This window comes from Aquisalinus luteolus (assembly GCF_009712425.2).
Taxonomy (GTDB): domain Bacteria; phylum Pseudomonadota; class Alphaproteobacteria; order Caulobacterales; family Parvularculaceae; genus Aquisalinus; species Aquisalinus luteolus.
On record NZ_VCJR02000002.1, the window covers coordinates 776,765 to 798,551 of the forward strand.

Sequence of the window (21,787 nt, forward strand, 5' to 3'; positions counted from 1 at the left end):
AGACCCTTGTTGTTACAGTACAGGGCACGGGGCGGCCGGGCCGCTTCGCCAAGGGAGGCGGAATTGAAATTATCCCCCATGACTGCAGGGATTGATGACACCGGTGGCGGCGCATCGGCCAGCATGATTTCTGATGTAGAGGCCGCGCGGTTCCTCCAGCACGCGCAGATGACGTCCCGTCCGGAGGATATCGCGGCGGTACAGAAACTGGGGTTCGAGGGCTGGCTTGACGCAGAATTCGCCCGCCCGCGCGGCCAGACAGGTGTCGAGTGGCTGACCGCCGAAGGCCATGACAAGGTCACGCCGGAGGGCGAGTATTTCTGGCCGCAATTCGGCGACTGGATGGCCTGGAACCAGATGCTGACCGGCGAGGACCAGATGCGCAAACGCGCCGCCTTCGCCCTGTCGCAGTTCTTCGTCGTCTCGCTCGATCCGATCGACGGATTCTGGCCGCCATACATGATCGCCGCCTATTGGGACCTGTTGTGCAAGCATACCTTTGGCAATTTCCGCGACCTCCTGGAGCGAGTCTCCCTCAACGCGGCGATGGGGCTCTATCTCAATACCAAGGGCAATCTGAAAGAGGATGAGGCGACCGGCCGTCGCCCGGACGAGAACTATGCTCGCGAGATCATGCAGCTGTTCACCATCGGACTGTACGAGCTGAACGAGGATGGCACGCTGAAGCGCGATGAAAACGGCGAGCCGATCGAGACCTATACCCAGGACGACATCACCAATCTGGCGCGCGTCTTCACCGGCTATGACTATAACCAGAAGAACGTGAAACGCAGGGATGTCGAGTGGCTCGACTATCCGGTGCCGAGTGTCGATTTCGCCCTCGATCCGATGGTGATCGACGTGGAAGAGCATTCCTTCCTGGAGGTCAATTTCCTCGGCAAGCATATCCCGGCCGGCACGCACCCGGCGCGCAAGTTCCCTTATGTCCATGACGTGCTGTTCAACCATCCCAATGTCGGGCCCTTCTTCGGGCGGCAGATGATCCAGCGGCTGGTGAAAAGCAATCCGAGCCCGGACTATGTCGCCCGCGTCACGGCGGCATTCAACGATAATGGCGAGGGCGTGCGCGGCGATCTGAAGGCGGTTTGGAAGGCCGTCCTGCTCGATCCGGAAGCGCGCACTGTCTCCGGCGATGGCATGGATGGCAAGCTGCGCGAGCCGGTGCTGCGCTTTGCCCAATGGGCCCGCACTGTCGGCGTCGAGGCGGAGGAGGGCACAGTCTATTGCTTCAACACTTCGCGCAGCGACAATGCGCTGGGCCAGAGCCCGCTGCGCTCGCCATCGGTGTTCAACTACTTCCGGCCCGGCTATGTGCCGCCGCAGACCGAGATGGCCAGGGCCGACGCGACCATGCCGGAATTCCAGCTGCATAACGAGACGTCGACCGCAGGCTATATCAACTTCCTGCACTGGACGATCCGCTGGGGCGCACCCCAGATGCGGCCAACCTACGCTCCACTCCTGCCGATAGCGCATGATACGGAGGTGCTGGTCGACTGGCTCAACCTGCATCTTGCCGCCGGGCAGTTGTCCGATCAGACCTGCGCCGTTATCGGCACGGCGCTCGCTTCCAAGGGCGTCACCGAAGACAGCTCCGATGACGAAAAGAAAGACCTGCTCGCCAGTGCCTGTCTTCTCGTCATGGCAAGCCCTGAATACCTGATCCAGAAATAGGGAGACAAACGATGAGCAAGACAGATCATACCTCCCTCACGCGCCGGGCGCTGTTGCAGCGGGCCGGGCAGGTCGGGTTCATGGGCGCCGCGGGCCCTCTCGCCATGTCGCTGGCCGGTGTCGGCGAGGCGGCGGCGTTCGAAGCCAATGACTACAAGGCGCTGGTCTGCGTCTTCCTGTATGGCGGCAATGACTATGCCAACACGGTCGTGCCCTACGATATTCCGAACTATGACAAATATGCGCATATCCGGGGCGGCGGGCCGGATCGCGGGCCGGGCGGTATCGCCATCGCCCGCAGCGCGCTGGAGCGCACGGCGCTGACGCCGGTTGGCGGCCCTGCACTGACCGACGACATGCAGTTCGCCCTCAACCCGAACATGCCGAACCTCGCCGGCCTGTTCAACAAGGGCCGCGCGGCAGTGCAGCTGAATGTCGGGCCACTCGTCACCCCACTGACGAAAGCGCAGTTCGAGGGCAATAATCGAGATCTCTATCCGCTGCCACCGAAGCTGTTCTCCCACAACGACCAGCAATCCGTCTGGCAGGCGCTGGGCAGTGAAGGCGCCACTATCGGCTGGGGCGGGCGCCTCGGCGACCTTGCCATGGATTCCAACCAGCAATCCCTGCTGACCTGTATCTCGGCGGCGGGCAATGCCGTCTTCGTTGCGGGGCGCGAGGCGCTGCAATACCAGATCAGCCCGTCCGGCGCGATCGACGTCAACATGCTGAGCGAGCCTGCCTATGCCAATGACGCCATCTCCTATGCCATGCGCCAGATCATCACGAAGGAAAGCAGCAACACGCTGGAGCGCGAATTCGTCAATGTCACCCGCCGCTCCATGGAGATGGAAGGGATCGTCAATGGCGCACTGGCCGATGTGAACCTGTCGACATCCTTCGATACGCGCGCAGGCGATAATCCGCTGGCGGACCAGATGAAGATCGTCGCCCGGCTGATCGGCGCACAGAAGGCGCTGGGCTCCAAACGCCAGGTCTTCTTCGTCTCCCTTGGCGGGTTCGACAATCACGACCGGCTGATGGAAAACCACCCCACGCTGGTCGGCCAGGTCGACGAGGCGATCGGCTCCTTCTATGCCGCGACGGTCGAGATGGGCGTCGCCGACAAGGTGACGACCTTTACCGCATCCGATTTCGGACGGACACTGGCGCGCAATGCCGATGGTTCCGACCACGGCTGGGGCGGGCATCATTTCATTGTCGGCGGTGCGGTCAATGGTGGGCGCTATTACGGCACCGCGCCGCATATCTCTCTCGACACGGATGACCAGGTCGGTCAGGGCCGCCTGTTGCCGACGACGGCTGTCGATGAATATGCCGCGACGCTGGCCCGCTGGTTCGGCGCGAGCGACAGCGAACTGCCTGACGTGTTCCCGAATATCGGCAATTTCTCCAACACCAATATGGGCTTCGTATAAGGAAACCTTCCATGAATAATCTGCTGCGCGGCCTCGCCGTCCTGCCATTCATCGCCCTTGCACAGCCGGCCTTCGCCGATGTGCCCGGCATGTATGACGACCCGGATATGGTCGAAAACCCTGACATGACGCCGGTCGAGGACCATGGCCAGCTTTCGGTCGACGGCAACCGGATTGTCGATGAAAGTGGTGAGGCTGTCTCCCTCGCGGGGGTCTCCTGGTTCTGGTCGACCATCGGCTGGGGCGCGGAGAAATGGTACAACAAGGACGCCGTCGCGTATGTGGCGGAGGATTTCGATGCGTCCGTCGTGCGCGCCGCCATCGCCGCCGGCGAACGTGGCGGGTATGCGGAATATCCGGCAGAGCAGGTCCAGATGGCGCAGGCCGTGATCGATGGTGCGATCGAGGCCGGCGTTTATGTCATCATCGACTGGCACTCCCATGACGCGGAAAAGCATCCCGAAGATGCGGTTGAGTTCTTTACCCTGATGGCCGAACAATATGGCGACACGCCGAATGTCATCTACGAGATCTACAACGAGCCGCTGCAGGACACCGACTGGGAAACGGTCATCAAGCCCTATGCGCTTGAGGTGATCGAGGCGATCCGTGCCATCGATCCTGACAATCTCATCGTCGTCGGTACGCAAAGCTGGTCGCAGGATGTCGACGAGGCGACGGCCAGCCCGATCGAAGGCCATGACAACATTGCGTATACGCTGCATTTCTATGCGGCGACCCATGGCCAGGACCTGCGCGACAAGGCGCAGACGGCACTGGACAATGGCTATGCCCTGTTCGTGACCGAGTGGGGTTCTGTCGATGCCTTTGGCAAGGGCGCGCCGGACCATGAGGCAACGAAAGTCTGGATGGATTTCCTCAAGGAGAACGAGCTTTCCATGGCCAACTGGTCGCTGCACGACAAGGATGAGGGCGCGTCCATCCTGAAGGATGGTGCCTCACCGACCGGTGGCTGGACCGAGGATGACTATACCGAGGCCGGGCTGCTGATCCGCGATATTGTACGCAACTGGGATGGTGATCCGGATAACTGAGTCGGGTGAGCTGAATTTCCGCTCTTTCCGCGCCACGGGCCTTGCGACTTCTGTCAACTCTGCTGTAGCAGGGGCAAAAGGAACCTGCCATGCTCGGCCCGCTTGCCCTTATCCTGACCAGTGCCGGTCTGTCGACCGACGCCTTTGCGGCATCGCTTGCGCGGGGCGTTTCCGCACGGCAGGCCAGTATCGCTGCGGCGTTGCGCACCGGGGCGCTCTTTGGCACGACGGAAGGGCTGATGTGTCTGGCAGGCTGGGCGCTGGCGGCGGGGTTCGCCGGGTTGGTGACTGCGATCGATCACTGGATCGCCCTCGGGCTGCTGGTTTTTATCGGTATCGGGATGATCCGCAACGGGATGGGGGATGCCGAAGCTGACGTAGAAGTTTTCATAAGGGGCGCTTCATTGCGCAGCACGATCCTCACCGCCATCGGTACCAGCATTGATTCAGCTGCAGTCGGTGTCGCCTTTGCCATGTCCGGAACCGGTGCAATTGCAGCGCTGGTGGTGGGGCTGGCCAGCTTTACCTTCAGCACCGCTGGTTTTGCATTGGGGCCGTTCGTCGGCGGACGGCTTGGGAACTATGCCGAAATAGCAGGCGGTTTGATTCTCATTACAATCGGCCTGTCGATCTTCATCAGCCATATGAGCGGTGGCTGAACCTTTCAGCGCCGCATTCTTTCCAACGTCTCGTGCAGCACGGAGAGAAAACGCGAGCGGTCCGCCTTCGAGAAAGGTGGCGGGCCGCCGATATTCTCCCCCACCGACCCGGCACGCAGATCCTGCATGATCGCGCGGGTGGCAAGCGCCCCGCCGATCATGTCCGGCGTGAAAGGCTTGCCGTTCGGCGCGATGGCGACGGCACCAGCCTTCAGGCATCTGTCAGCCAGCGGAATATCCGCCGTGATGACGACCGACGCGCTGTTTGCTTGCTCGGCGATATGGTCATCCGCCGCGTCGAACCCGTCCGACACGACGACCCGGCTGATCAGCGGGTCTTGCGGCAGACGCATGTAGGCATTGGACACCACCACCACCGGCACGCCATGGCGACCCGCCACGCGGAAGATCTCGTCCTTCACCGGGCAGGCATCTGCATCAACAAAAACGGTTAAATCTGACATGACTGTACCGTGGCGTGACTTTGCGTCCCGGCCAAGTGTTTTCGCCCAGCCGGGTGTTTTTACCCTGCCAGGCGTTTTGCGTGAAAGGAATCGCCGATGGCCGGGACTGTTGTAACAGGGCTGGATGCACCGGCCCGTTATCAGGAACGGAGGTCCGATCATGGGACGCAAGAAATTCATCCTCGCCGCACTGGCCATCATCGTTGTCGCAGCGTGGCTGGCAATGGGCGCAGCAATCATCATCAAGCCGGAGAAAGCTGTCTTTATTACGATCGTCACGGCCACTGCCGTGCTGACCGAGGTAGCGATCTGGATTACCGCTGGCGTGCTTGGCGTTGCGGTCTTTCAGGCGCGCCGCCGCATCTGGCAATTCGTTACATCGCCGTTCGCCCGCAGCTAGGGCGGCAAGGGCGCCGGTCAGCGCATACCCGCCCTCGGCTGGTCGGCGTCCTGCTCTTTCATCGCAAGAAGGCTCGCCAGTTGCTGGCGGGCCTTTTTCTGTGAGCGCAGTGAAAACAGGATAATGGCGGGGGTCGCGAAGCAAAAAAATACGATGGGAAGAAGGGTCCTTGCCGGTGCCTCTCCAGTGGAGAGCGCGTCGAGAGCGATCAGACCCGTGAATATCTGGGCAGCACAGCAAACACCGATACCGGCGCTGGCGGCCCGCACCTTGCCCCTGGCCTCGGCAATGGCGTTTTCAATATGCGGTGCGAGTGCCTCATCGCCAATGCCCAGATGAGGCAGGCGAGACCATAGTGCCAACACACCGCCAGCCACAGCAAAGACAATTGTTGCAAGGGCGGGTAACCACTCTCCCCTGACCAGCAGCCACAAGCCAAACACACAGGCAGTGGCGCAGACCATCAACTCCATCAACAAAAAGATACGCATACGCCATATCGTCAAGCGCAAGCGGGCGACGGAAATAACGGGCCTCTCTGTGTCAGGCTCCTGCCAGAGGAGTTCCAGCTCCGAGAAATCCTTTTCGTGGTCAGTCATCATCACCTCCGAGAACTTGCCTGAGTGCGGCCTTGGCGCGGGTCAGGCGAATGGAAACAGTGTTGGCGGTCAGTCCCGTGATTGCGGCGATCTCGGCAGGGCCAAACCCTTCCAGGGTCAACGATACCGGCTGGCGCAAGGGCAGGGGCAAGGCGCGCACGGCGTGTTGAAGGCGGCGGCGGCGATCATTTCTTTCCGCCTCATCGAACGGTGACGGGTCGCTGCCGGGAAGCTCTGCATCAAGCTCGCTCATGCCCGGCCGAGACGCTTCGCGGGCGACATGGCTGACAGAACGGTTATGGGCGATGCGGGCGATGTAGGTTTTCAACCCTGCCTCGCCGCGAAAATTCGGCAGTGCCCGCCATATCGCAAGCAGGATATCCTGATAGAGATCACGCCGCAGGTCTTCGCGTGCCTCATATGTCGCCGTGATCCGCCAGATCATGGGGCCATGTTCATCTATCAGCGCTTCAAATTTCCGGTCGCGTTCCAGTTTGTTCGCCCTCTTGTCAGTAGTAGATAGTCTGCCTGCCGCGCTGACTCTTTCAAAATTGTCCGAAAAAATTTTAGCGCCGGACTACACAATCGCCCGGAAAGCGTTACAACACCCAAAAAGGTGAATCGACTGTCATGTTGCTTTGCGGCACCGCCGTGGTACATGAGCAGTCAGAAGGAGACAGCTTATGCCCAGCAAGATTTACGGGTCGGCGGCCGAGGCGCTCGACGGCCTGACATTCGACGGGATGACCGTCATGGCCGGCGGCTTCGGCCTGTGCGGTATACCGGAGAACCTGATCGTCGCCCTGCGTGATTCAGGGGCCAAGGACATCACCGCCATTTCCAACAATGCCGGTGTCGACGATTTCGGCCTCGGCCTGCTGCTTCAGACGCGCCAGATCAAGAAGATGGTCTCGTCCTATGTCGGCGAGAACAAGACCTTCGAGAAACAGTATCTGGGCGGCGAACTGGAGCTGGAATTCAACCCGCAGGGCACGCTGGCAGAGCGCATCCGCGCTGGCGGCGCAGGCATTCCCGGCTTCTATACCAAGACCGGCGTCGGCACGATGATCGCCGAGGGCAAAGAGCACAAGGAGTTCGACGGCGAGACCTATATCATGGAGACCGGGCTGACCGCCGATGTCTCCCTCGTGAAAGCCTGGAAAGGCGACGAGCAGGGCAATCTCGTCTTCCGCAAGACTGCACGCAACTTCAACCCGATGATGGCGACCGCCGGCAAGGTGACGATTGCCGAGGTTGAGGAGATCGTGCCGCTCGGCGGGCTCGATCCCGACCACATCCATACGCCCGGCATTTTCGTGCAGCGCATCGTCAAGGGCGAGTTCGAGAAACGCGTTGAACAGCGCACCGTGCGCCAGCGGGAGAGTGCATAATGTCAGAGACCGAACAAAAAGGCTGGGACCGCAACCAGATGGCCGAACGGGCCGCCAAGGAGCTCGGCGACGGGTTCTATGTCAATCTCGGCATCGGCATTCCGACGCTGGTCGCCAACTATATCTCCGACGATATCGATGTGACGCTGCAATCGGAAAACGGCATGCTCGGCATGGGGCCTTTTCCGTATGAGGATGAAGTCGATCCGGACCTGATCAATGCCGGCAAGCAGACGATCACCGAGCTGAAGCGGACATCCTATTTTTCCTCCGCTGACAGTTTTGGCATGATCCGCGGCGGGCATATCAACCTGTCGATCCTCGGTGCGATGGAAGTGTCAGAGCATGGCGATCTCGCCAACTGGATGATCCCGGGCAAGATGGTCAAGGGCATGGGCGGCGCGATGGATCTCGTCGCCGGCGTGAAGAAAGTCGTCGTACTGATGGATCATACCTCCAAGTCCGGCTCATCGAAGCTGCTCAAGGAATGCTCTCTGCCGCTGACCGGCGTGAAATGCGTCGACCGCATCATCACCAATCTCGGCGTCTTCGACGTGAACAAGGAAGAGGGTGGCCTCACCGTCGTCGAGCTTGCCCCCGGCGTCACGCTGGATGAGGTAAAGGAAGCGACCGAGGCGAAGATCGCCGGATAATCCGCGTCAGCTGAAGCGCACTCTGTATCAATAAAAAGGCCGCAGGCATCCAGCTTGCGGCCTTTTTGGTCGATCTCTCGCAACGCCTTTACTGGCGCGCGCGGTTGCAATGCCATTTGGGCTTGCCTATCGTTTCCCGGGAGAGAGGGAGACTTGTCATGCTGTCATTTAGCCGTGTCGCCGGAACTGTCGGTGTTATCTGTTCGATTGTTCTGGGCAGTACAGGCGTGGCGACAGCACAGCCGGACGAATGCCCGGCCCTGTCCCTCGCCAGCGATACCGTCTCCCCTTATACGCAGCTGGGCACGTTCGGCCTGCCGTCGCGGATGGATGGCCAGATACTGGCGGCGTTTATCGACACTGAAACAGGCGAAGCCGTCGTCACCCCCTATATTGCGCCAAGCGGGGTCATGGTGCCGCCGCATCCGGTCACGCCATTCGAAGGCGGAAATGCAGAGCTGGTCCTGACTGACAGCGATGTCCTGTGCGCACCGAGGGAGGTCTCGATCGCGCCCCTGCCGGACAGCGCTGGCGCGACCCGCAAGATGCTCTCCAACCTGCAGGACAGTCTTGAGAACACCGCTGCCTTGCTGGGGGTGGATGTAAACGATCTTCAGGACCCGGACTTCAAGGGCGACAACGAGCTGGAGGACTGGCTGGCCGTCTATGGCCGCTGGCTGGCATGGGACGGTCAGGACTCGCTGATGGCAAGGCTGCAGGCCCTTGAAGCCAGTGATGACGAGGCGGGGCTGAAGCTGCTCGATGCGGTCGTCGCGAAAGCGGGCTTTGTCACCGAAAGCGGCGATTTTGCCAATCGTACTGAAAAGGCAGCCGCCGCACAGAGAGAAAAGTTCGGCTATCTCAACCTGCTGGCGCCGCCGGTGCGGTTCACGGCGGATGATCGCAGCCCCGCGACGAGGCTAGCCGTCGCAACGCCGGGCGTTGCTACCGGGACTTCGGGCGTATCGGCGAGCACAGCCATGCTGATGATGCAATCCACGCCATCCTCAGCGCCGGTAACGATCAATGGTGAGGCCTTTGGTGAGGCATTGAAACCGCGCAATGCGGCCGAACTGTCGGACATGATGAATACACAGTTCGACAGCGAGATCAGCGGCAAGCCGGAGGTCGGCAAGTATCGTGACATGGCCGGGCTGGTGCTGGGCTCAGGTGGCGCAGCGATCAAGACCGCTTCTGGCGGCACGCCCATTGGTGCCATTGGCGATGGCTATATCGTTCTTAGTGAGGCCCTCTTCGTTCAGGCCCAGCTGGAAAAGGTCTGGGCCGGTCTTTACCCGGCCGAGTTCGGCGAAATGGAAATCGACTACGGTCCTGTGAACCTGCGCCTGCGCGATGGCGAGGATATGGGCAGTGTACGCGCCATCAATGTGACCTTGCAGGCAAGGGGCATGGAGTTGTCGAAAATCGCGGCCGATATCGCCCTGACGAAGCTGCCCATTGGCGATGCCCTCAGCCGGTCTGCGCGGCCCTATGCCCAGAAACTCGCAGGCAGCTCCGCCATGGCGGGTGCCGGCACGGTTGCGCTCAACAGCGCCCAGGTCAATGCAGTCGCCGGCAAGATGGTTCGTAACCAGCAGGTTGTGGAGGCGACCGCCAACACGGTTGACGGCATTGCCAAGACCGGCACCAGTTTCTATGGCATCAACAACATGCCGGACCTCGTCACGATCGAGCCTTTTGACTATCCCCCGGTCAACATCATGACGAGTGGTTTTTATACGCTGACAGTCGATGACCCTTCAGTCGTCAGTCTCGGGCTTCTGAGCCAGGGTAGTGTTCCGTACACAGGTATAAAAGAGGGATCTGTAAGCCTGACAGCGATGAGCAATCCCGGCAGGTTCGCCAACAGTGCCATCTCCGCGTCTGTGCCGATTTTTGTCGGAGAGGATGAGACGAGTATTTCGATCTCGCCGGATCGCACCGTTGCAATACCGGGCGACGAAGTACGGTTCTCCGTGCTCGTCTATGACGAAGATGGCGATGTCGACATCGATATTACCCTGTCGCCGGCACGTCACAGTTACAGGCTGCGTGAAATCAACAGGACCGACAACCTGCCCGGTGGTGCTGCCTCGGCAGTATACGATCTCGTAGTTGAGACAGTGGATGATAAAGATGCATTTCCTGTCACTGCCATGGCACGGATGAGTGCGAAGCCGGACCAGGTCGCCTCTGCGACGATCGAACGGGCGCGGATCGAACCTGTCGCCTGTGTGCCCTGGGGCGTGGCCCACCAGTTCAGGACCAATGTGCCGGAGGCGCTTGCTAGCATTGAGTGGCAGGTCAGCGGTATTGGCAGTGTCGAGCGCGACGGGACCTATACCGCACAAGGCAGCGGCCCGAAGAAACGTTCGCGCATCACAGCGATTGACGCGGACACAGGCGAGGAGCTTGACAGTCTTTATTTCGATGTCGGCTGCACATGCTCATGGACATATTCCGTAGCCGGTCAGACTTCCTCCGGCACTATCGCCCATATCAGGACGTTCTCCGAAGGGGGGGAGCCCGCCTATGTCATTGACATGACGCAGGATGATTCCGACGGAACGGAAATATTCAGTACCGTGCAGATGATGGGGCGTGGCCGTCCATTCGATGGCGTAGCTGAGCCGTTCGAGTTCGGGTGCCGCAATGGCATTGCCACGAATGACGTGACAGGCAGTGTACAGGCGATACGAACGCGCGACGGGGTTTCGTACATATCGGGCGCAGACCTGCCATGCCCGCGTCGGCAAACCCAGGCAGAGCGCGTAGAGGGCGGGCATTGCCCCGATGTGCCGGGCCCGTCGATTACCCTGACACCGCTGGCAGGCGGCGAAATGGTCAGGGGGCGCGTCACCGGTCAGTCAACGGAGTTTGATGGCGGCGCACTGGAATGCCGCATCAGCCAGTCATTCATGTTGTCTTTCACCGCTGCCCGCTCGCCCATGGACATGTCCGGCATGGAAGAGCTGGCCCGCCAGGCCGAAGCCGATCCGTCAAGCATCGATCCGATGGCGATGATGCAGCAGATGATGAAGATGACCAGTGGTGGCGATATGTGCGCCCCAGATGATTATTGACGGCATTCAGTTCCTTCGGGGCCTCCGTCACATAGGCTTGATTGCTTGCCTGGTACTCTGGCCCGGTTCTTTAGCCGGTAACGGGCCCCTTGATGCGGGCACGCCGTCCCGTTACCGCGAACATAATATTGAGAATAATTATCAAATTAACTTGCAATTGATTATCAAAAGCGGCTAAGGCTCCCCGCAACGAAAGTAAATGGCCGTAATGGCCAGTTTGTGAGGGGTATCGTGACCAAGTCCGCCTGGCTGGCATCCGCCGCCATTTCCGCCATGTCATCCGCCATAGTTCTTCAGGCCGCGCCTGCTCTTGCGCAAGAGGCCGCGCAGGAAAGTGCGAGCGAAGACACCATCGTCGTCGTTGGCGAGACGACCAATGTCGATATCAATGCCGACCAGATCGAGCGGCTGCAGGCAAACGATCTTGCCGATATCTTCCGTGAGACACCATCCGTGTCCGTCGGCGGCTCTCTCGGTATCGCCCAGAAGGTCTATATCCGCGGCCTTGAAGACACGCTGCTGAACATCACCGTCGATGGCGCGCCGCAGACAGGCACGCTGTTCCACCATATCGGGCGCGTGTCGATAGAGCCTGAACTGCTGCGCCAGGTCGAGGTGCAGGCAGGCGCCGGGGAGGCAACCGCAGGCTTCGGGGCCATAGGCGGCGCGATCCGCTTCCAGACCAAGGACGCGGCAGACCTGCTGGATCCGGGCCAGCGTTTCGGTGCCCTGCTCAAGGCCGGTGCCTTCAGCAATGAAGGCTACAAGGCAAGCGCCACGGCCTATGGTCGGCTGAACGAAAATTGGGGCCTGCTCGGCTCTTACGTGCATGTCGACCGCGACAACATGGAAGATGGTGACGGCAACACGCTATATGGGACGTCAGCGGAACAATCGCTTGCCTTCGTCAAGCTGAGCGGCGAGATCAGCCCGAACCAGCGCCTCTCGATCAGCCATGAATATCGCAAGGAAGAGGGCGAGTTCGGCCAGCGCCCGAACTGGCCGACGCTGGAAGGCGATATCCTCTATCCGATAGAGGCGTAGCGGCGCACGACCGTTGCCAATTATCAGTATGCACCGGGTGGCATGCTCGATATCGAGCTGACCGGCTATCACACAAAGTCTTCCATCACGCAGGATGTATTCAATCGATGGGGCCCGTACAGTGCAGAGATCGAGAGCTGGGGTTTTGATGCGCGCAACACATCGCGCATCGCGGCCCACGAGATCGTCTATGGCATCGAGCACCGCAACGACACGGTGATGAGCGAATACGATGAAGGCACAGACCTGTCCTACTGGGCATGGGACCCGGAGATCGGGCGCTTCGAGGAAGAGGGGAAGGTCTGGGGTGCCTATGTGCAGGACCACTGGCAGGTCACTGCGCCCCTGCTTATCAGTGTCGGTGCCCGCTATGATTCCTATGCGCTCGACCAGGTCACCTATGGCGACGACACCGAAAGCGACGGGTTCTCCGGCAATGCCGGCCTTGTCTATGCGCTGACGCCGGATCTTGCCTTCTCTGCCGGCTATGCCGAGGCGATGCGCGGCAAGGAAGTGGGCGATGCCTTCACACTGGAACGCCGCCCGGGCCGGATCACCCTCGCGCCGGATCTCGATGCCGAGCGTGTCGGCAATGCCGAGGCGGGCCTCGTCTATGACAATGGCACGCTGCGCGCCGGTGCCTCCGTCTATCAGATGGAGATCAGGGACGTGATCATGGACCAGCTGGGCGGTGGCCCGGCGCCGCAGGATGCAACCTATTACGAGAATGTAGGCACGCTTGAGGCTGGCGGCATCGAATTGCGCGTCGGCTATAGCTGGGATGCTCTGCGTGCGGACCTGTTCTACACGACTTATGATTCAGAGCTGAATGGCAACACGGTCGAAGGCTATGAGCAGATCGGCCTTGCCAACGCTTCCGGCGATGCATGGAACTTCAGTCTGGGCTGGACGCCGGTGCCGGACCTGGAGCTCGCCTGGAACCTGAAGCATGTGCAGGACTTGAACGATATCGTCGTCCTGCATCGCGGGGTCGAGATCGGCTGGATCGACGAGCTGCAGACCGTCGACAAGCCGGGTTATACGGTCAATGATATCTACCTGCACTGGACCCCGGCGGAATATGACGGGTTCCGGCTCAGCTTCGCGGTCCAGAACCTGTTCGATGTCGCCTATCGCGACCATGCTTCCGTTGCCGATTATAACCATATTCCCGATTGGGAAGGCGTTGCGGGTGTGCGCGAGGCGGGCCGCGATGTGCGCCTGACTGTCGCCTATGATTTCTGATCGCGATGGCGGGTACCCCTGATAATATGAAGAGGGGAGGGCGCAGTTTCAGGCTGCGCCCGCTTCTTGTTTTCTGGCATCGCTGGTTCGGGCTTCTGTCTGCGGTATGGCTGGTGCTGATGGCGGTTACCGGATCCCTGATCGTCTTTTACGATGAGGGTGATGCGCTGCTGAACCCGGACCTGCGCCGCGTCACGCCGGGTGCGGAATGGCGCCCTGCCGATGAGTGGGTTGCCGCAGCCCGCGAGGCATTCCCGGATGGCTATGCCAGCATCATCGATATCCCCGAGCGGGCGGATGAAAGCGTCTATATGGTCGTGTCCGACCTGCCCGGCGCCCAAAACGAAAACCTGTCAGACAGCGCCGCTGTCTTCGTCGATCCCTATACGGCGCAAGTGCTGGGCTATCGCTGGCTTGATCATGCCGGTTTCGGGCGTCGTTATGTCATGGATATTCTCTACCGCCTGCATATCGACCTTTATCTCGGCGACTGGATGATGTGGTTCCTGGGGCTCGTTGCCCTGCTGTGGATGATCGACCATATCCCGGCGGCTATATTGTCTTTCCCGGTGCTGAAGAAATGGGCGGCAAGCTTCACCATCCGGCGGGGCGTGAAGGGTCACAAGCGCGTCTTCGACCTGCACCGGGCGAGCGGCGTGTGGCTGCTGCCGGTGACCTTCATGCTTGCTGTGTCGGGGCTGTATTTCAACTGGTACGAGACGGTGACCCATACGGTCGATGCCGTCTCGCCCGTCACGGAGCGCTATATCTTTCATGCGCCGGCGCTTGACGAGCCGGTCTACCAGCCGCCTGTCGGCTTTACCGCCGCGATCGACAGCATCGATGGCGAGGTCGACATGATCCGCCTGTTTCCGTGGAGCGGGCTGTACGAGGCGCGGGTCTATGACGAGCGCGATATCGACATGTATGGCCGCCGCATGGTCGTTGTCGACGGAGTGGAGGGCGGTATCGTCAGTGACCGGCATGTCACGGAGAACTCCGCCGGCGGCGTGTTTCTCGCCTGGCAATATCCGCTGCACTCGGGCAAGGCTTTCGGCTGGCCGGGCCGGTTGCTCATCTTCTTTTCCGGCATTGCCCTGACCACGATCTGCGTGACCGGCGTCATGATCTGGTGGCGCAAATGGCGCGCGCGGAACTCATGAAAAAAGCCCGGGCGATGACCCGGGCTTTTTTGTGTCTGTGATCCTGCCTTACGGTGCTGCTGTCGGCAGGGTGTAGGTCATGTCGGCACCGGGGCCGAGCGGCCAGCCGACCCAGACCCAGAAGAAGGTCAGCGCAATGCCGCCGATCATCAGCCAGATCGAATAGGGGATCATCATCGCCGTCAGCGAGCCGAGGCCGAAATCCTTCTGCCAGCGCTGACAGAAGATCAGGATCAGCGGGAAATAGACCATCAGCGGGGTGATGATGTTTGTCGCCGAGTCGCCGACACGGTAGGCGGCTGTCGCCCCCTCCGGCGAGATGCCGAGCAGCATCAGCATCGGCACCAGCACCGGCGCAAGCAGCGCCCATTTGGCGGATGCCGACCCGACGAACAGATTGATCAGGCCGGTGAAGAGAACGATCAGCACAAGGAGCACCGGCATCGGCAGGCCCGTAGACTGGATCGCATTGGCACCATGGACAGCGGAAATGAGGCCGAGATTCGACCAGTTGAACATGGCAACGAAGTGCGCCGCTGCGAAGGCGAGGACGAGGTAATAACCCAGATCCTTCATCGCATCGGCCATCATTTCCACGAGGTCGCGGTGGTTCTTGATCGTGCCTGCGGCAGCGCCATAGGCCCAGCCGGCGGCAAGAAACAGGATGAAGAAGGCGGCAACGAGCGAGCTGAAGAACGGGTTCCAGTTACTGATCGGGTTACAATCGCCTGCGGCTGCGACATCGGCCGGGCAGGCCGTCTCGTCGATCAGCGGTGTTGTCGGGGCGAAGGTGAAGATGAGCCACAGGACGATGACGGCCATTACGGCGAAACCGGCAAATGATAGCCCCTTTTTCTGGTCTGAGGTCAGCGGTTTGTCTTCATCGCCGAGCGTCTTGGCCGCATCGCCGCCGCCCTGATATTTGCCGAGGCGCGGCTCGATCATCACGTCGGTGACGAACCAGATGATCGGCAGGAACAGGATCGTCATGCCCTGGATGAAGTATGTGTTGCCGGCAATGTTGGCGATCCAGTTCGGGTCGAGGGAGGAGCCTTCGACCGCCGCCTCGGTGATGCCGAACAGGAGGGCGTCGAGCTGGCCCGGCGCGATATTGGCCGAAAACCCGCCGGACACACCGGCAAAGGCTGCTGCAATGCCAGCCAGCGGATGACGACCGGCGGCGGCGAACAACACACCTGCCAGCGGGATCAGCACGACATAGCCTGCGTCAGCGGCGTGGTTGCCGATCATGGCAACGAGGGCGACGACCGGCGTCAGCAAAAATTTCGGGGCGTTGCGCACGGCGGCGCGCATGGCACTGGCGAACAGGCCCGAGCGCTCGGCGACACCGGCGCCCAGCATGACGACCAGCACATAGCCAAGCGGGTGGAAGTGGGTGAACGTCTCCGGCATATCCACCCAGAGGCGGCGGATATTGTCGCCGGACAGAAGCGCGACGGCGCTGATGACGACCGGGTTGCCGTCTTCGCCGACCAGCGTCGGGTGGGTCGCCGAAACGCCCAGCGCCCAGCATATGAGCGAGATGACAATCAGCGCGCCGATCAAGTAGAAGAAGATGAAGACCGGGTCGGGCAGCTTGTTGCCGGTCTTTTCGACCCAGCCAAGAAAGCCTTTTTGTGTCGGTGCGGCGGTCGGTGCGTCAGCCATGGATGTCTGCCCTTTCGTCATTCTGGTCATTTGGCCGGAAATGGCGCGTGAGCGACATTTTTGTCTGTCCTTGGCCCTATTGGCAAGGAAAACAGGTAGCTGCGAGATTTAATCCTCCAGCGCGCCAATCCCCATGAACTTGTCGGCGCGTCAGGGTGTCTCTCAGCACACCCTGTAACGCCCCTCAAACACCTCAAGTACTGGAGTACACCCATGACCGACACCGACATGACCCGCAAGCACCCGGAAAAGCAGTTCTGGGACGAGCTGGACGATGTCCAGGCGGTGATGCTCGGCCTGTTGTGCAACCGGGACCATATGCAGCCCATGGCGGCCTTCCCTGACCCGGAGAACGGCAAGGTATGGTTCTTTTCAAAAAAGACCAATGATCTCGTCAGCGAATGCGGGGCGGAATGCACCGCCCATTTTACCTTCGTTTCCGATGATTACGACTATTACGCCTCCGCCAAGGGCCGGCTGCGCCGGTCCGGCAATGTCGACAAGGTCGAGGAATACTGGAACCCGGTCGTTGCCGCCTGGTACGAGCATGGCAAGGACGATCCCGATATCGCCCTGATGGAAATGACGCTGGAAGATGCCGCCGTGTGGAGCACCACCGGCAATGCCCTGAAATTCGGCTGGGAGATCGCCAAGGCCAATATCAAGGACGAGAAGCAGCCCGACCTCGGCGAACGCAACCACGTGGTCTTTACCCGGGCTGCCTGAGCAGTACCGAGTTGGTGAGCGGACTGGTGTCAGTCGCAGCCGCCCCCGGTGCTGGATGATGTCCTGAAGTCTGCTGGTGACTGAACGCAGTCGAACTCTTCCAGCGCTGCAGCATGGGCCCTGGCTTCCTCGACATAATGGGCAGAGCCCATCAGGGCGTGCTTGTCCTCGCCTTCCTTAAGGTCACGGAATTTCCTTGCGGGCATGCCGGCCCACATCTCGCCCTTCGGAACGGTTTTCCCGGGGGCGAGAAAGGCACCGGCTGCGAGATAGCCGCCGCTCTCCACCACAGACCGGTCGAGCATGGTCGCGCCCATGCCGACGAAGCCGCCATCCTCGACCGTGCAGCCATGCAGCATGCATTTGTGGCCGATCAGCACATTCTCGCCGATGATGACCGGCGTGCCGCCCCAGTCCGGTGCATCGACATGGATGATGGTGCCGTCCTGTACATTCGATCCGGCACCGATCTCGATCCGGTTGGTATCGGCGCGCAGGACGCAGCCATACCAGACGCTCGCCTTCGGGCCGACATGCACGTCACCGACCAGAACCGCGCCGGGGGCGATGAAGGCGGAGGCATGGATCTGCGGCGTCTTGCCGTGAAACGGCAGGATCAGCGGCTGCAGGCGGCCATTACTGTCAACGGTATCGGTCATGATCAGGGCTTTCGGCGTTGCTTATCGGGAGTCTAGCGAAATCTCCCCCGAAGCGTCGAGGCCGATGCGCAGGGCTGCGCCGTATACAATAGCGGCTCCCACAGCGTTCGCCGGGGAGCCGCTTGAAGCAGATGAAGGCCACGCTTTATTGCGCTGCCATTTCCTCTTCGTCCTTCCACTCGTAAATGCCAGTGATCAGGCAGCGGGACGGCTTCATGCCGACACCGTCATTGCCGAAGGCCGAGTCGTATGCGATCAGGTTGTCCCCGCGCGACAGGCAGCCGCCGCGGTTCTCGATCTGCAGGGACAGGGCGTTGCCAAGGCCGAAACAGCTCGCGGTTTCGAGCAGGTAGCGGTCACGCACCCCGGTGCGCACCACGACGGCGCGGTCGTTTACGGTCGAGAATGAATCGATCTGGCCGGCGAAGCAGACATTGTTGACCTGCTCGCCCTTGCGCGCCTCGACCATGGCGGTGCGCTCCTGCTGCGCCTCGGATGGCGCGCTGGAGCACGCGGCGAGCAGCGGGAGTGCGGCAAGACTGGCGGTGAGAGCACTGATCTTCAAAACAGACATAGGTTCCTCCTTGTCGTTGCTAACCATAAAACGGACTTACGGTCAGGATAGTTGCATCATAGCCTATATCCGGGTCATATAGCGCTTCTTTTCGACAGAACGCATGCTTGTGATCGCATGCCGGAGGCCCCTGAAGACATGTCTGTATCGCGTACCCCGGATAGCCCCATCCTCGAACTGAATAACCTGACCGTCGATTTCGAGACGCCTGACGGCGTGGTCAATGCGGTGAAAGGCGTGTCACTGGCCATCAGGGCCGGGGAATGCGTCGGCATCGTCGGCGAATCCGGCTCGGGCAAGAGCCAGACTTGCCTGTCTGCCCTGGGCCTTGTCGCCGATAACGGGCGCGTCTCCGGAGAGGCGCTCTATCATGGCGAGGATCTGTTGAAGATGAAGGCTGGCAAGCGTCGCCAGATCCTTGGCGACCGGATCACCATGATCTTCCAGGACCCGCTGACGTCGCTGACGCCGCACATGACCATCGGCGACCAGATGGGCGAGGTGCTGGCCCTTCACAAGAAGATCACCGGCGAGAAGGCACGCCAGCGCTCCATCGAGTTGCTGGAGCGGGTGCGCATCCCCGAGGCGGCGCGGCGCCTGAAGCAATATCCGCATGAATTGTCCGGCGGCATGCGCCAGCGTGTCATGATCGCCATGTCGCTGCTGGGCGATCCTGAACTGCTGATCGCCGACGAACCGACCACCGCCCTCGACGTGACGGTGCAGGCCCAGATCCTCGACATCATGGCCGACCTGAAGACCGAGCAGAACATGGGCATTGCCATCATCACCCACGACATGGGCGTTGTCGCACGTATGTGCGACCGGGTAATGGTGATGAAGAATGGCGAGTTCGTGGAGGCCGGCACGGCTGACGAGATCTTCTATAATCCGCAGAAGGATTATACCAAGATGCTTCTGGATGCGATGCCACGCATCGACCAGCCGGACCGCCATGGCCGCCCGGCTATCCGCCCTGTCCCGGCTGACGCGGAAACGATCCTCGAGGTCGATGAGGTCAAGGTGCATTACCCGGTTACCGTCGGGTCCGGCCTGTTCCCGAAGAAAAAGCCGCTGCGCGCCGTCGATGGCGTGACCTTCAACCTGAAGCGCGGCGAGACACTGGGCGTCGTCGGCGAATCCGGCTGCGGCAAGTCAACGCTGGCCCGCGCGATCCTGCAATTCGCGCCGATCAAGAAAGACAAGAAATCCGAAAAGCCGGTCGTCTGGCTGGGCAAGGACCTGACCTCCCAGTCGAAGGCGAAGATCCGTTCGCTGCGCAAGGATTTCCAGATCATCTTCCAGGACCCGCTCGCCGCCCTCGACCCGCGCATGACCATCGGCGCGTCCATCGCCGAGCCGCTGAAGACCCACAAGAGCAATCTGGGTACGAAGGAAATCAACGCCCGGGTTCGGTCATTGCTGGAGCGGGTCGGCTTGCCGGGGGCGTTCCTCAACCGCTATCCGCACGAATTGTCCGGCGGCCAGAACCAGCGCGTCGGCATTGCCCGTGCCATGATCCTGGAGCCGGAGATGGTCATCTGCGACGAGGCTGTCTCGGCGCTCGATGTTTCTGTTCAGGCGCAGATCATCGACCTCCTGATCGACCTGCAGCATGATTTCGGCACGTCGCTGATCTTCATCTCCCATGACCTGTCGGTGGTGCGCGAAGTCTCCCACAGGGTGATGGTTCTCTACCTTGGCCAGATCGTCGAACTCGCCGATCGCGACACGATCTATGAGGATGCCCGCCACCCTTACACCAAGGCATTGATCTCCGCTGTCCCTACGCCGGACCCGAAGATCGAACGCTCCAAGCCGCGGGTGAAGCTGGAAGGCGACCTGCCATCGCCGCTCGACACCCGTGCGCCCCTGCGCTTCCTCAAGTCGAAAGTGATCGACGATCCGGATGCGGTGCAATACCGCCCCAAACTGATCGAGGTCTCGCCCGGTCACTGGGTTGCCGAGCATGATCCGGTGGAAGAGGCGACCGCCGCCTGATTAGTGTTGCCGGACTGGCATGTGCTGATTGGTCTTTTCAGTCGTTCGTCGTACGAATGGCTCGACTGTGTTGCCGAATTGCCGTTGCGACACCGAAACGAATACAGTTTTAGCTTGACAAGCAAGCCCCTGTTAATATGTGTGATTATATAACAATGGCTTGCGCTGTCTTCCGCAAAGGTTAAGATGGTGTTAAGGGAACCACCGGCACCAGGCTGACCATAGCGCAGGCTGACTCGCCCGGGGAAATGAATTGGGGATGCAGTCGGCTGCAGTTTACCGTCTATGGTATTGGCGTATCTCGTCGAATGGAATTCGCCCGCATTGATTGCGAGCCTTATCGCTGCTCTCGTGGCGACGCTGGGCCTGTTCTGTGTCTGGCTGAATGCATCCTTTGCCGAAAAATATTCAGGCTATTTCTCCGCCTTTGCCGCCGGCGTGCTGGTGATGACGGCACTGCGGCTGTTTCCCGAGGGGCTCGCCATGACCGACAAGGCGCCGTACTGGGCACTTGGCGGTTACCTGTCCCTCTACATGATCAATGCGCTGCTGCGACACGAGCCGAATGCCGGCATCGCCGTTGCGCCGCTACTTGGCATCGGCCTGCACTCTTTTCTGGATGGCATAGAATACGGCATCCTCTACGAGCACGACATTTTCATCGGCTTGATGGCCTCCATGGGGCTGATCCTGCATGAATTTGCCGAGGGCATGATACTGTTTGCCATCCTGCGCGGCAGCGGCATGAAGCCGGGTCTGGCGGTCATCGTCGCTTTCTTTGGTGCGGCCCTGACGACGCCGGTCGGTGCCATCATCTCCGTCGAATATCTGAATGATGCCTCGCCGGATATTCTGGGCATCCTCGTTTCAATCGCTTCCGGTGCGCTGCTCTATGTCGGCGCCACGCACCTGACCGTACATATCACCAATACGAACCGGTTTGCGTCGGTGATCGTCTACGTGCTCGGTGTCATCGTGGCGATGGGGCTGAGCTTTGCGCATCATGACCTGCATGACGGTGCCGATACGGGGCATGAAAACGGGATACATTCCGGTGTTCAAGATACCGAGGCGCGTCAGTATCCGAAAGACAGATGAAAGAACGCCGCCGGTGCGGATTCCGGCGGCGCTCAGGTCGGGAGAGATGAAAGCGTCATTCGGGATCAGCTTTCAGGTGGTGTTGAGGTTTGGCTCTCCGATACTCAACTTATGCGCGAAAAAGTTTAATAGAGATTTAATCACACCTGGAGGTTGAGTAATTGCGGTAAA

Annotated in this window: 19 protein-coding genes and 1 pseudogene; 14 read left to right on the forward strand and 6 right to left on the reverse strand. The window is 60.6% G+C overall.

What is annotated here, in order from left to right; all coding sequences use genetic code 11:
* Positions 1-78 precede the first annotated feature (78 nt).
* The 4 genes from FF098_RS12315 to FF098_RS12330 all read left to right on the forward strand — a co-directional run bounded on the left by FF098_RS12315 (position 79) and on the right by FF098_RS12330 (position 4,848).
* Positions 79-1,695: a DUF1800 domain-containing protein gene (locus tag FF098_RS12315; protein ID WP_205967486.1), complete on the forward strand. Its 1,617-nt coding sequence runs from the start codon at positions 79-81 to the stop codon at positions 1,693-1,695.
* An 11-nt stretch (positions 1,696-1,706) separates the two neighbouring features.
* A complete protein-coding gene (locus tag FF098_RS12320; protein WP_155140917.1) occupies positions 1,707-3,134 on the forward strand; it encodes a DUF1501 domain-containing protein in 1,428 nt (475 codons plus the stop codon).
* An 11-nt stretch (positions 3,135-3,145) separates the two neighbouring features.
* Positions 3,146-4,189, forward strand: coding sequence for a glycoside hydrolase family 5 protein (locus FF098_RS12325; protein ID WP_205967487.1), 1,044 nt, complete (start codon positions 3,146-3,148; stop codon positions 4,187-4,189).
* An 89-nt stretch (positions 4,190-4,278) separates the two neighbouring features.
* Positions 4,279-4,848: a manganese efflux pump MntP gene (locus FF098_RS12330; protein ID WP_155140920.1), complete on the forward strand. Its 570-nt coding sequence runs from the start codon at positions 4,279-4,281 to the stop codon at positions 4,846-4,848.
* Positions 4,849-4,853: 5 nt separating this feature from the next.
* On the opposite strand, the gene FF098_RS12335 is transcribed toward FF098_RS12330, so the two are convergent.
* Positions 4,854-5,312 (reverse strand): YaiI/YqxD family protein, encoded by a 459-nt coding sequence (locus FF098_RS12335; protein ID WP_155140921.1) that lies wholly within the window; start codon positions 5,310-5,312, stop codon positions 4,854-4,856.
* Between the two features lie 160 nt (positions 5,313-5,472).
* Here FF098_RS12335 and FF098_RS12340 point away from each other — a divergent pair, with 160 nt between their 5' ends.
* Positions 5,473-5,712: a hypothetical protein gene (locus FF098_RS12340; protein ID WP_155140923.1), complete on the forward strand. Its 240-nt coding sequence runs from the start codon at positions 5,473-5,475 to the stop codon at positions 5,710-5,712.
* Between the two features lie 17 nt (positions 5,713-5,729).
* On the opposite strand, the gene FF098_RS12345 is transcribed toward FF098_RS12340, so the two are convergent.
* Positions 5,730-6,311 carry a hypothetical protein gene (locus FF098_RS12345; RefSeq protein ID WP_155140925.1) on the reverse strand — a complete coding sequence of 194 codons (582 nt, stop codon included), beginning with the start codon at positions 6,309-6,311 and terminating at the stop codon, positions 5,730-5,732.
* Positions 6,304-6,756: a sigma-70 family RNA polymerase sigma factor gene (locus tag FF098_RS12350; RefSeq protein ID WP_155140927.1), complete on the reverse strand. Its 453-nt coding sequence runs from the start codon at positions 6,754-6,756 to the stop codon at positions 6,304-6,306. The genes FF098_RS12345 and FF098_RS12350 overlap by 8 nt, the downstream gene beginning before the upstream one ends.
* A 238-nt stretch (positions 6,757-6,994) precedes the next feature.
* On the opposite strand from FF098_RS12350, the gene FF098_RS12355 reads away from it, so the two are divergent.
* From FF098_RS12355 to FF098_RS12380, 6 genes and pseudogenes are all read left to right on the forward strand, one after another.
* The gene (locus FF098_RS12355; protein WP_155140929.1) at positions 6,995-7,702 is read left to right on the forward strand and encodes a CoA transferase subunit A; all 708 of its coding nucleotides are present in this window, start codon (positions 6,995-6,997) and stop codon (positions 7,700-7,702) included.
* Positions 7,702-8,355, forward strand: coding sequence for a CoA transferase subunit B (locus FF098_RS12360; protein ID WP_205967488.1), 654 nt, complete (start codon positions 7,702-7,704; stop codon positions 8,353-8,355). Before FF098_RS12355 ends, FF098_RS12360 begins: the two co-directional genes overlap by 1 nt.
* A 158-nt stretch (positions 8,356-8,513) precedes the next feature.
* Positions 8,514-11,438 carry a hypothetical protein gene (locus FF098_RS12365; protein ID WP_155140930.1) on the forward strand — a complete coding sequence of 975 codons (2,925 nt, stop codon included), beginning with the start codon at positions 8,514-8,516 and terminating at the stop codon, positions 11,436-11,438.
* A 231-nt stretch (positions 11,439-11,669) separates the two neighbouring features.
* Positions 11,670-12,482, forward strand: coding sequence for a TonB-dependent receptor plug domain-containing protein (locus FF098_RS12370; protein ID WP_155140932.1), 813 nt, complete (start codon positions 11,670-11,672; stop codon positions 12,480-12,482).
* A 30-nt stretch (positions 12,483-12,512) separates the two neighbouring features.
* Positions 12,513-13,727, forward strand: a pseudogene (locus tag FF098_RS12375) (TonB-dependent receptor); the annotation flags it as partial.
* Positions 13,728-13,753: 26 nt separating this feature from the next.
* On the forward strand, positions 13,754-14,890 hold the full coding sequence (locus FF098_RS12380) for a PepSY-associated TM helix domain-containing protein (RefSeq protein ID WP_166426510.1): 1,137 nt from the start codon (positions 13,754-13,756) through the stop codon (positions 14,888-14,890).
* Positions 14,891-14,938: 48 nt separating this feature from the next.
* On the opposite strand, the gene FF098_RS12385 is transcribed toward FF098_RS12380, so the two are convergent.
* On the reverse strand, positions 14,939-16,558 hold the full coding sequence (locus FF098_RS12385; RefSeq protein WP_155140937.1) for an AbgT family transporter: 1,620 nt from the start codon (positions 16,556-16,558) through the stop codon (positions 14,939-14,941).
* Positions 16,559-16,771: 213 nt separating this feature from the next.
* Here FF098_RS12385 and FF098_RS12390 point away from each other — a divergent pair, with 213 nt between their 5' ends.
* Positions 16,772-17,284, forward strand: a complete 513-nt coding sequence (locus FF098_RS12390; protein ID WP_155140939.1) for a pyridoxamine 5'-phosphate oxidase family protein — start codon at positions 16,772-16,774, stop codon at positions 17,282-17,284.
* 29 nt (positions 17,285-17,313) lie between these two features.
* Here FF098_RS12390 and FF098_RS12395 read toward each other — a convergent pair whose 3' ends face one another.
* Both FF098_RS12395 and FF098_RS12400 read right to left on the reverse strand, forming a co-directional pair.
* Positions 17,314-17,943: a gamma carbonic anhydrase family protein gene (locus FF098_RS12395; RefSeq protein ID WP_155140941.1), complete on the reverse strand. Its 630-nt coding sequence runs from the start codon at positions 17,941-17,943 to the stop codon at positions 17,314-17,316.
* A 145-nt stretch (positions 17,944-18,088) separates the two neighbouring features.
* Positions 18,089-18,517 (reverse strand): DUF6491 family protein, encoded by a 429-nt coding sequence (locus tag FF098_RS12400; protein WP_155140943.1) that lies wholly within the window; start codon positions 18,515-18,517, stop codon positions 18,089-18,091.
* Between the two features lie 138 nt (positions 18,518-18,655).
* On the opposite strand from FF098_RS12400, the gene FF098_RS12405 reads away from it, so the two are divergent.
* Together FF098_RS12405 and FF098_RS12410 are read left to right on the forward strand one after the other, a co-directional pair.
* Entirely contained in the window at positions 18,656-20,518 is a 1,863-nt protein-coding gene (locus FF098_RS12405; RefSeq protein ID WP_205967489.1) for an ABC transporter ATP-binding protein, read from the forward strand.
* A 285-nt stretch (positions 20,519-20,803) separates the two neighbouring features.
* Positions 20,804-21,616: a ZIP family metal transporter gene (locus tag FF098_RS12410; RefSeq protein ID WP_155140947.1), complete on the forward strand. Its 813-nt coding sequence runs from the start codon at positions 20,804-20,806 to the stop codon at positions 21,614-21,616.
* Positions 21,617-21,787: the final 171 nt, after the last annotated feature.

Excerpts from the sequence above, each read along its gene's own strand:
- FF098_RS12315 (WP_205967486.1), top strand. The coding sequence starts at position 79 with ATGACTGCAGGGATTGATGACACCGGTGGCGGCGCATCGGCCAGCATG.
- FF098_RS12320 (WP_155140917.1), top strand. The coding sequence starts at position 1,707 with ATGAGCAAGACAGATCATACCTCCCTCACGCGCCGGGCGCTGTTGCAG.
- FF098_RS12325 (WP_205967487.1), top strand. The coding sequence starts at position 3,146 with ATGAATAATCTGCTGCGCGGCCTCGCCGTCCTGCCATTCATCGCCCTT.
- FF098_RS12330 (WP_155140920.1), top strand. The coding sequence starts at position 4,279 with ATGCTCGGCCCGCTTGCCCTTATCCTGACCAGTGCCGGTCTGTCGACC.
- FF098_RS12335 (WP_155140921.1), bottom strand. The coding sequence starts at position 5,312 with ATGTCAGATTTAACCGTTTTTGTTGATGCAGATGCCTGCCCGGTGAAG.
- FF098_RS12340 (WP_155140923.1), top strand. The coding sequence starts at position 5,473 with ATGGGACGCAAGAAATTCATCCTCGCCGCACTGGCCATCATCGTTGTC.
- FF098_RS12345 (WP_155140925.1), bottom strand. The coding sequence starts at position 6,311 with ATGACTGACCACGAAAAGGATTTCTCGGAGCTGGAACTCCTCTGGCAG.
- FF098_RS12350 (WP_155140927.1), bottom strand. The coding sequence starts at position 6,756 with ATGATCTGGCGGATCACGGCGACATATGAGGCACGCGAAGACCTGCGG.
- FF098_RS12355 (WP_155140929.1), top strand. The coding sequence starts at position 6,995 with ATGCCCAGCAAGATTTACGGGTCGGCGGCCGAGGCGCTCGACGGCCTG.
- FF098_RS12360 (WP_205967488.1), top strand. The coding sequence starts at position 7,702 with ATGTCAGAGACCGAACAAAAAGGCTGGGACCGCAACCAGATGGCCGAA.
- FF098_RS12365 (WP_155140930.1), top strand. The coding sequence starts at position 8,514 with ATGCTGTCATTTAGCCGTGTCGCCGGAACTGTCGGTGTTATCTGTTCG.
- FF098_RS12380 (WP_166426510.1), top strand. The coding sequence starts at position 13,754 with ATGAAGAGGGGAGGGCGCAGTTTCAGGCTGCGCCCGCTTCTTGTTTTC.
- FF098_RS12385 (WP_155140937.1), bottom strand. The coding sequence starts at position 16,558 with ATGGCTGACGCACCGACCGCCGCACCGACACAAAAAGGCTTTCTTGGC.
- FF098_RS12390 (WP_155140939.1), top strand. The coding sequence starts at position 16,772 with ATGACCGACACCGACATGACCCGCAAGCACCCGGAAAAGCAGTTCTGG.
- FF098_RS12395 (WP_155140941.1), bottom strand. The coding sequence starts at position 17,943 with ATGACCGATACCGTTGACAGTAATGGCCGCCTGCAGCCGCTGATCCTG.
- FF098_RS12400 (WP_155140943.1), bottom strand. The coding sequence starts at position 18,517 with ATGTCTGTTTTGAAGATCAGTGCTCTCACCGCCAGTCTTGCCGCACTC.
- FF098_RS12405 (WP_205967489.1), top strand. The coding sequence starts at position 18,656 with ATGTCTGTATCGCGTACCCCGGATAGCCCCATCCTCGAACTGAATAAC.
- FF098_RS12410 (WP_155140947.1), top strand. The coding sequence starts at position 20,804 with ATGGTATTGGCGTATCTCGTCGAATGGAATTCGCCCGCATTGATTGCG.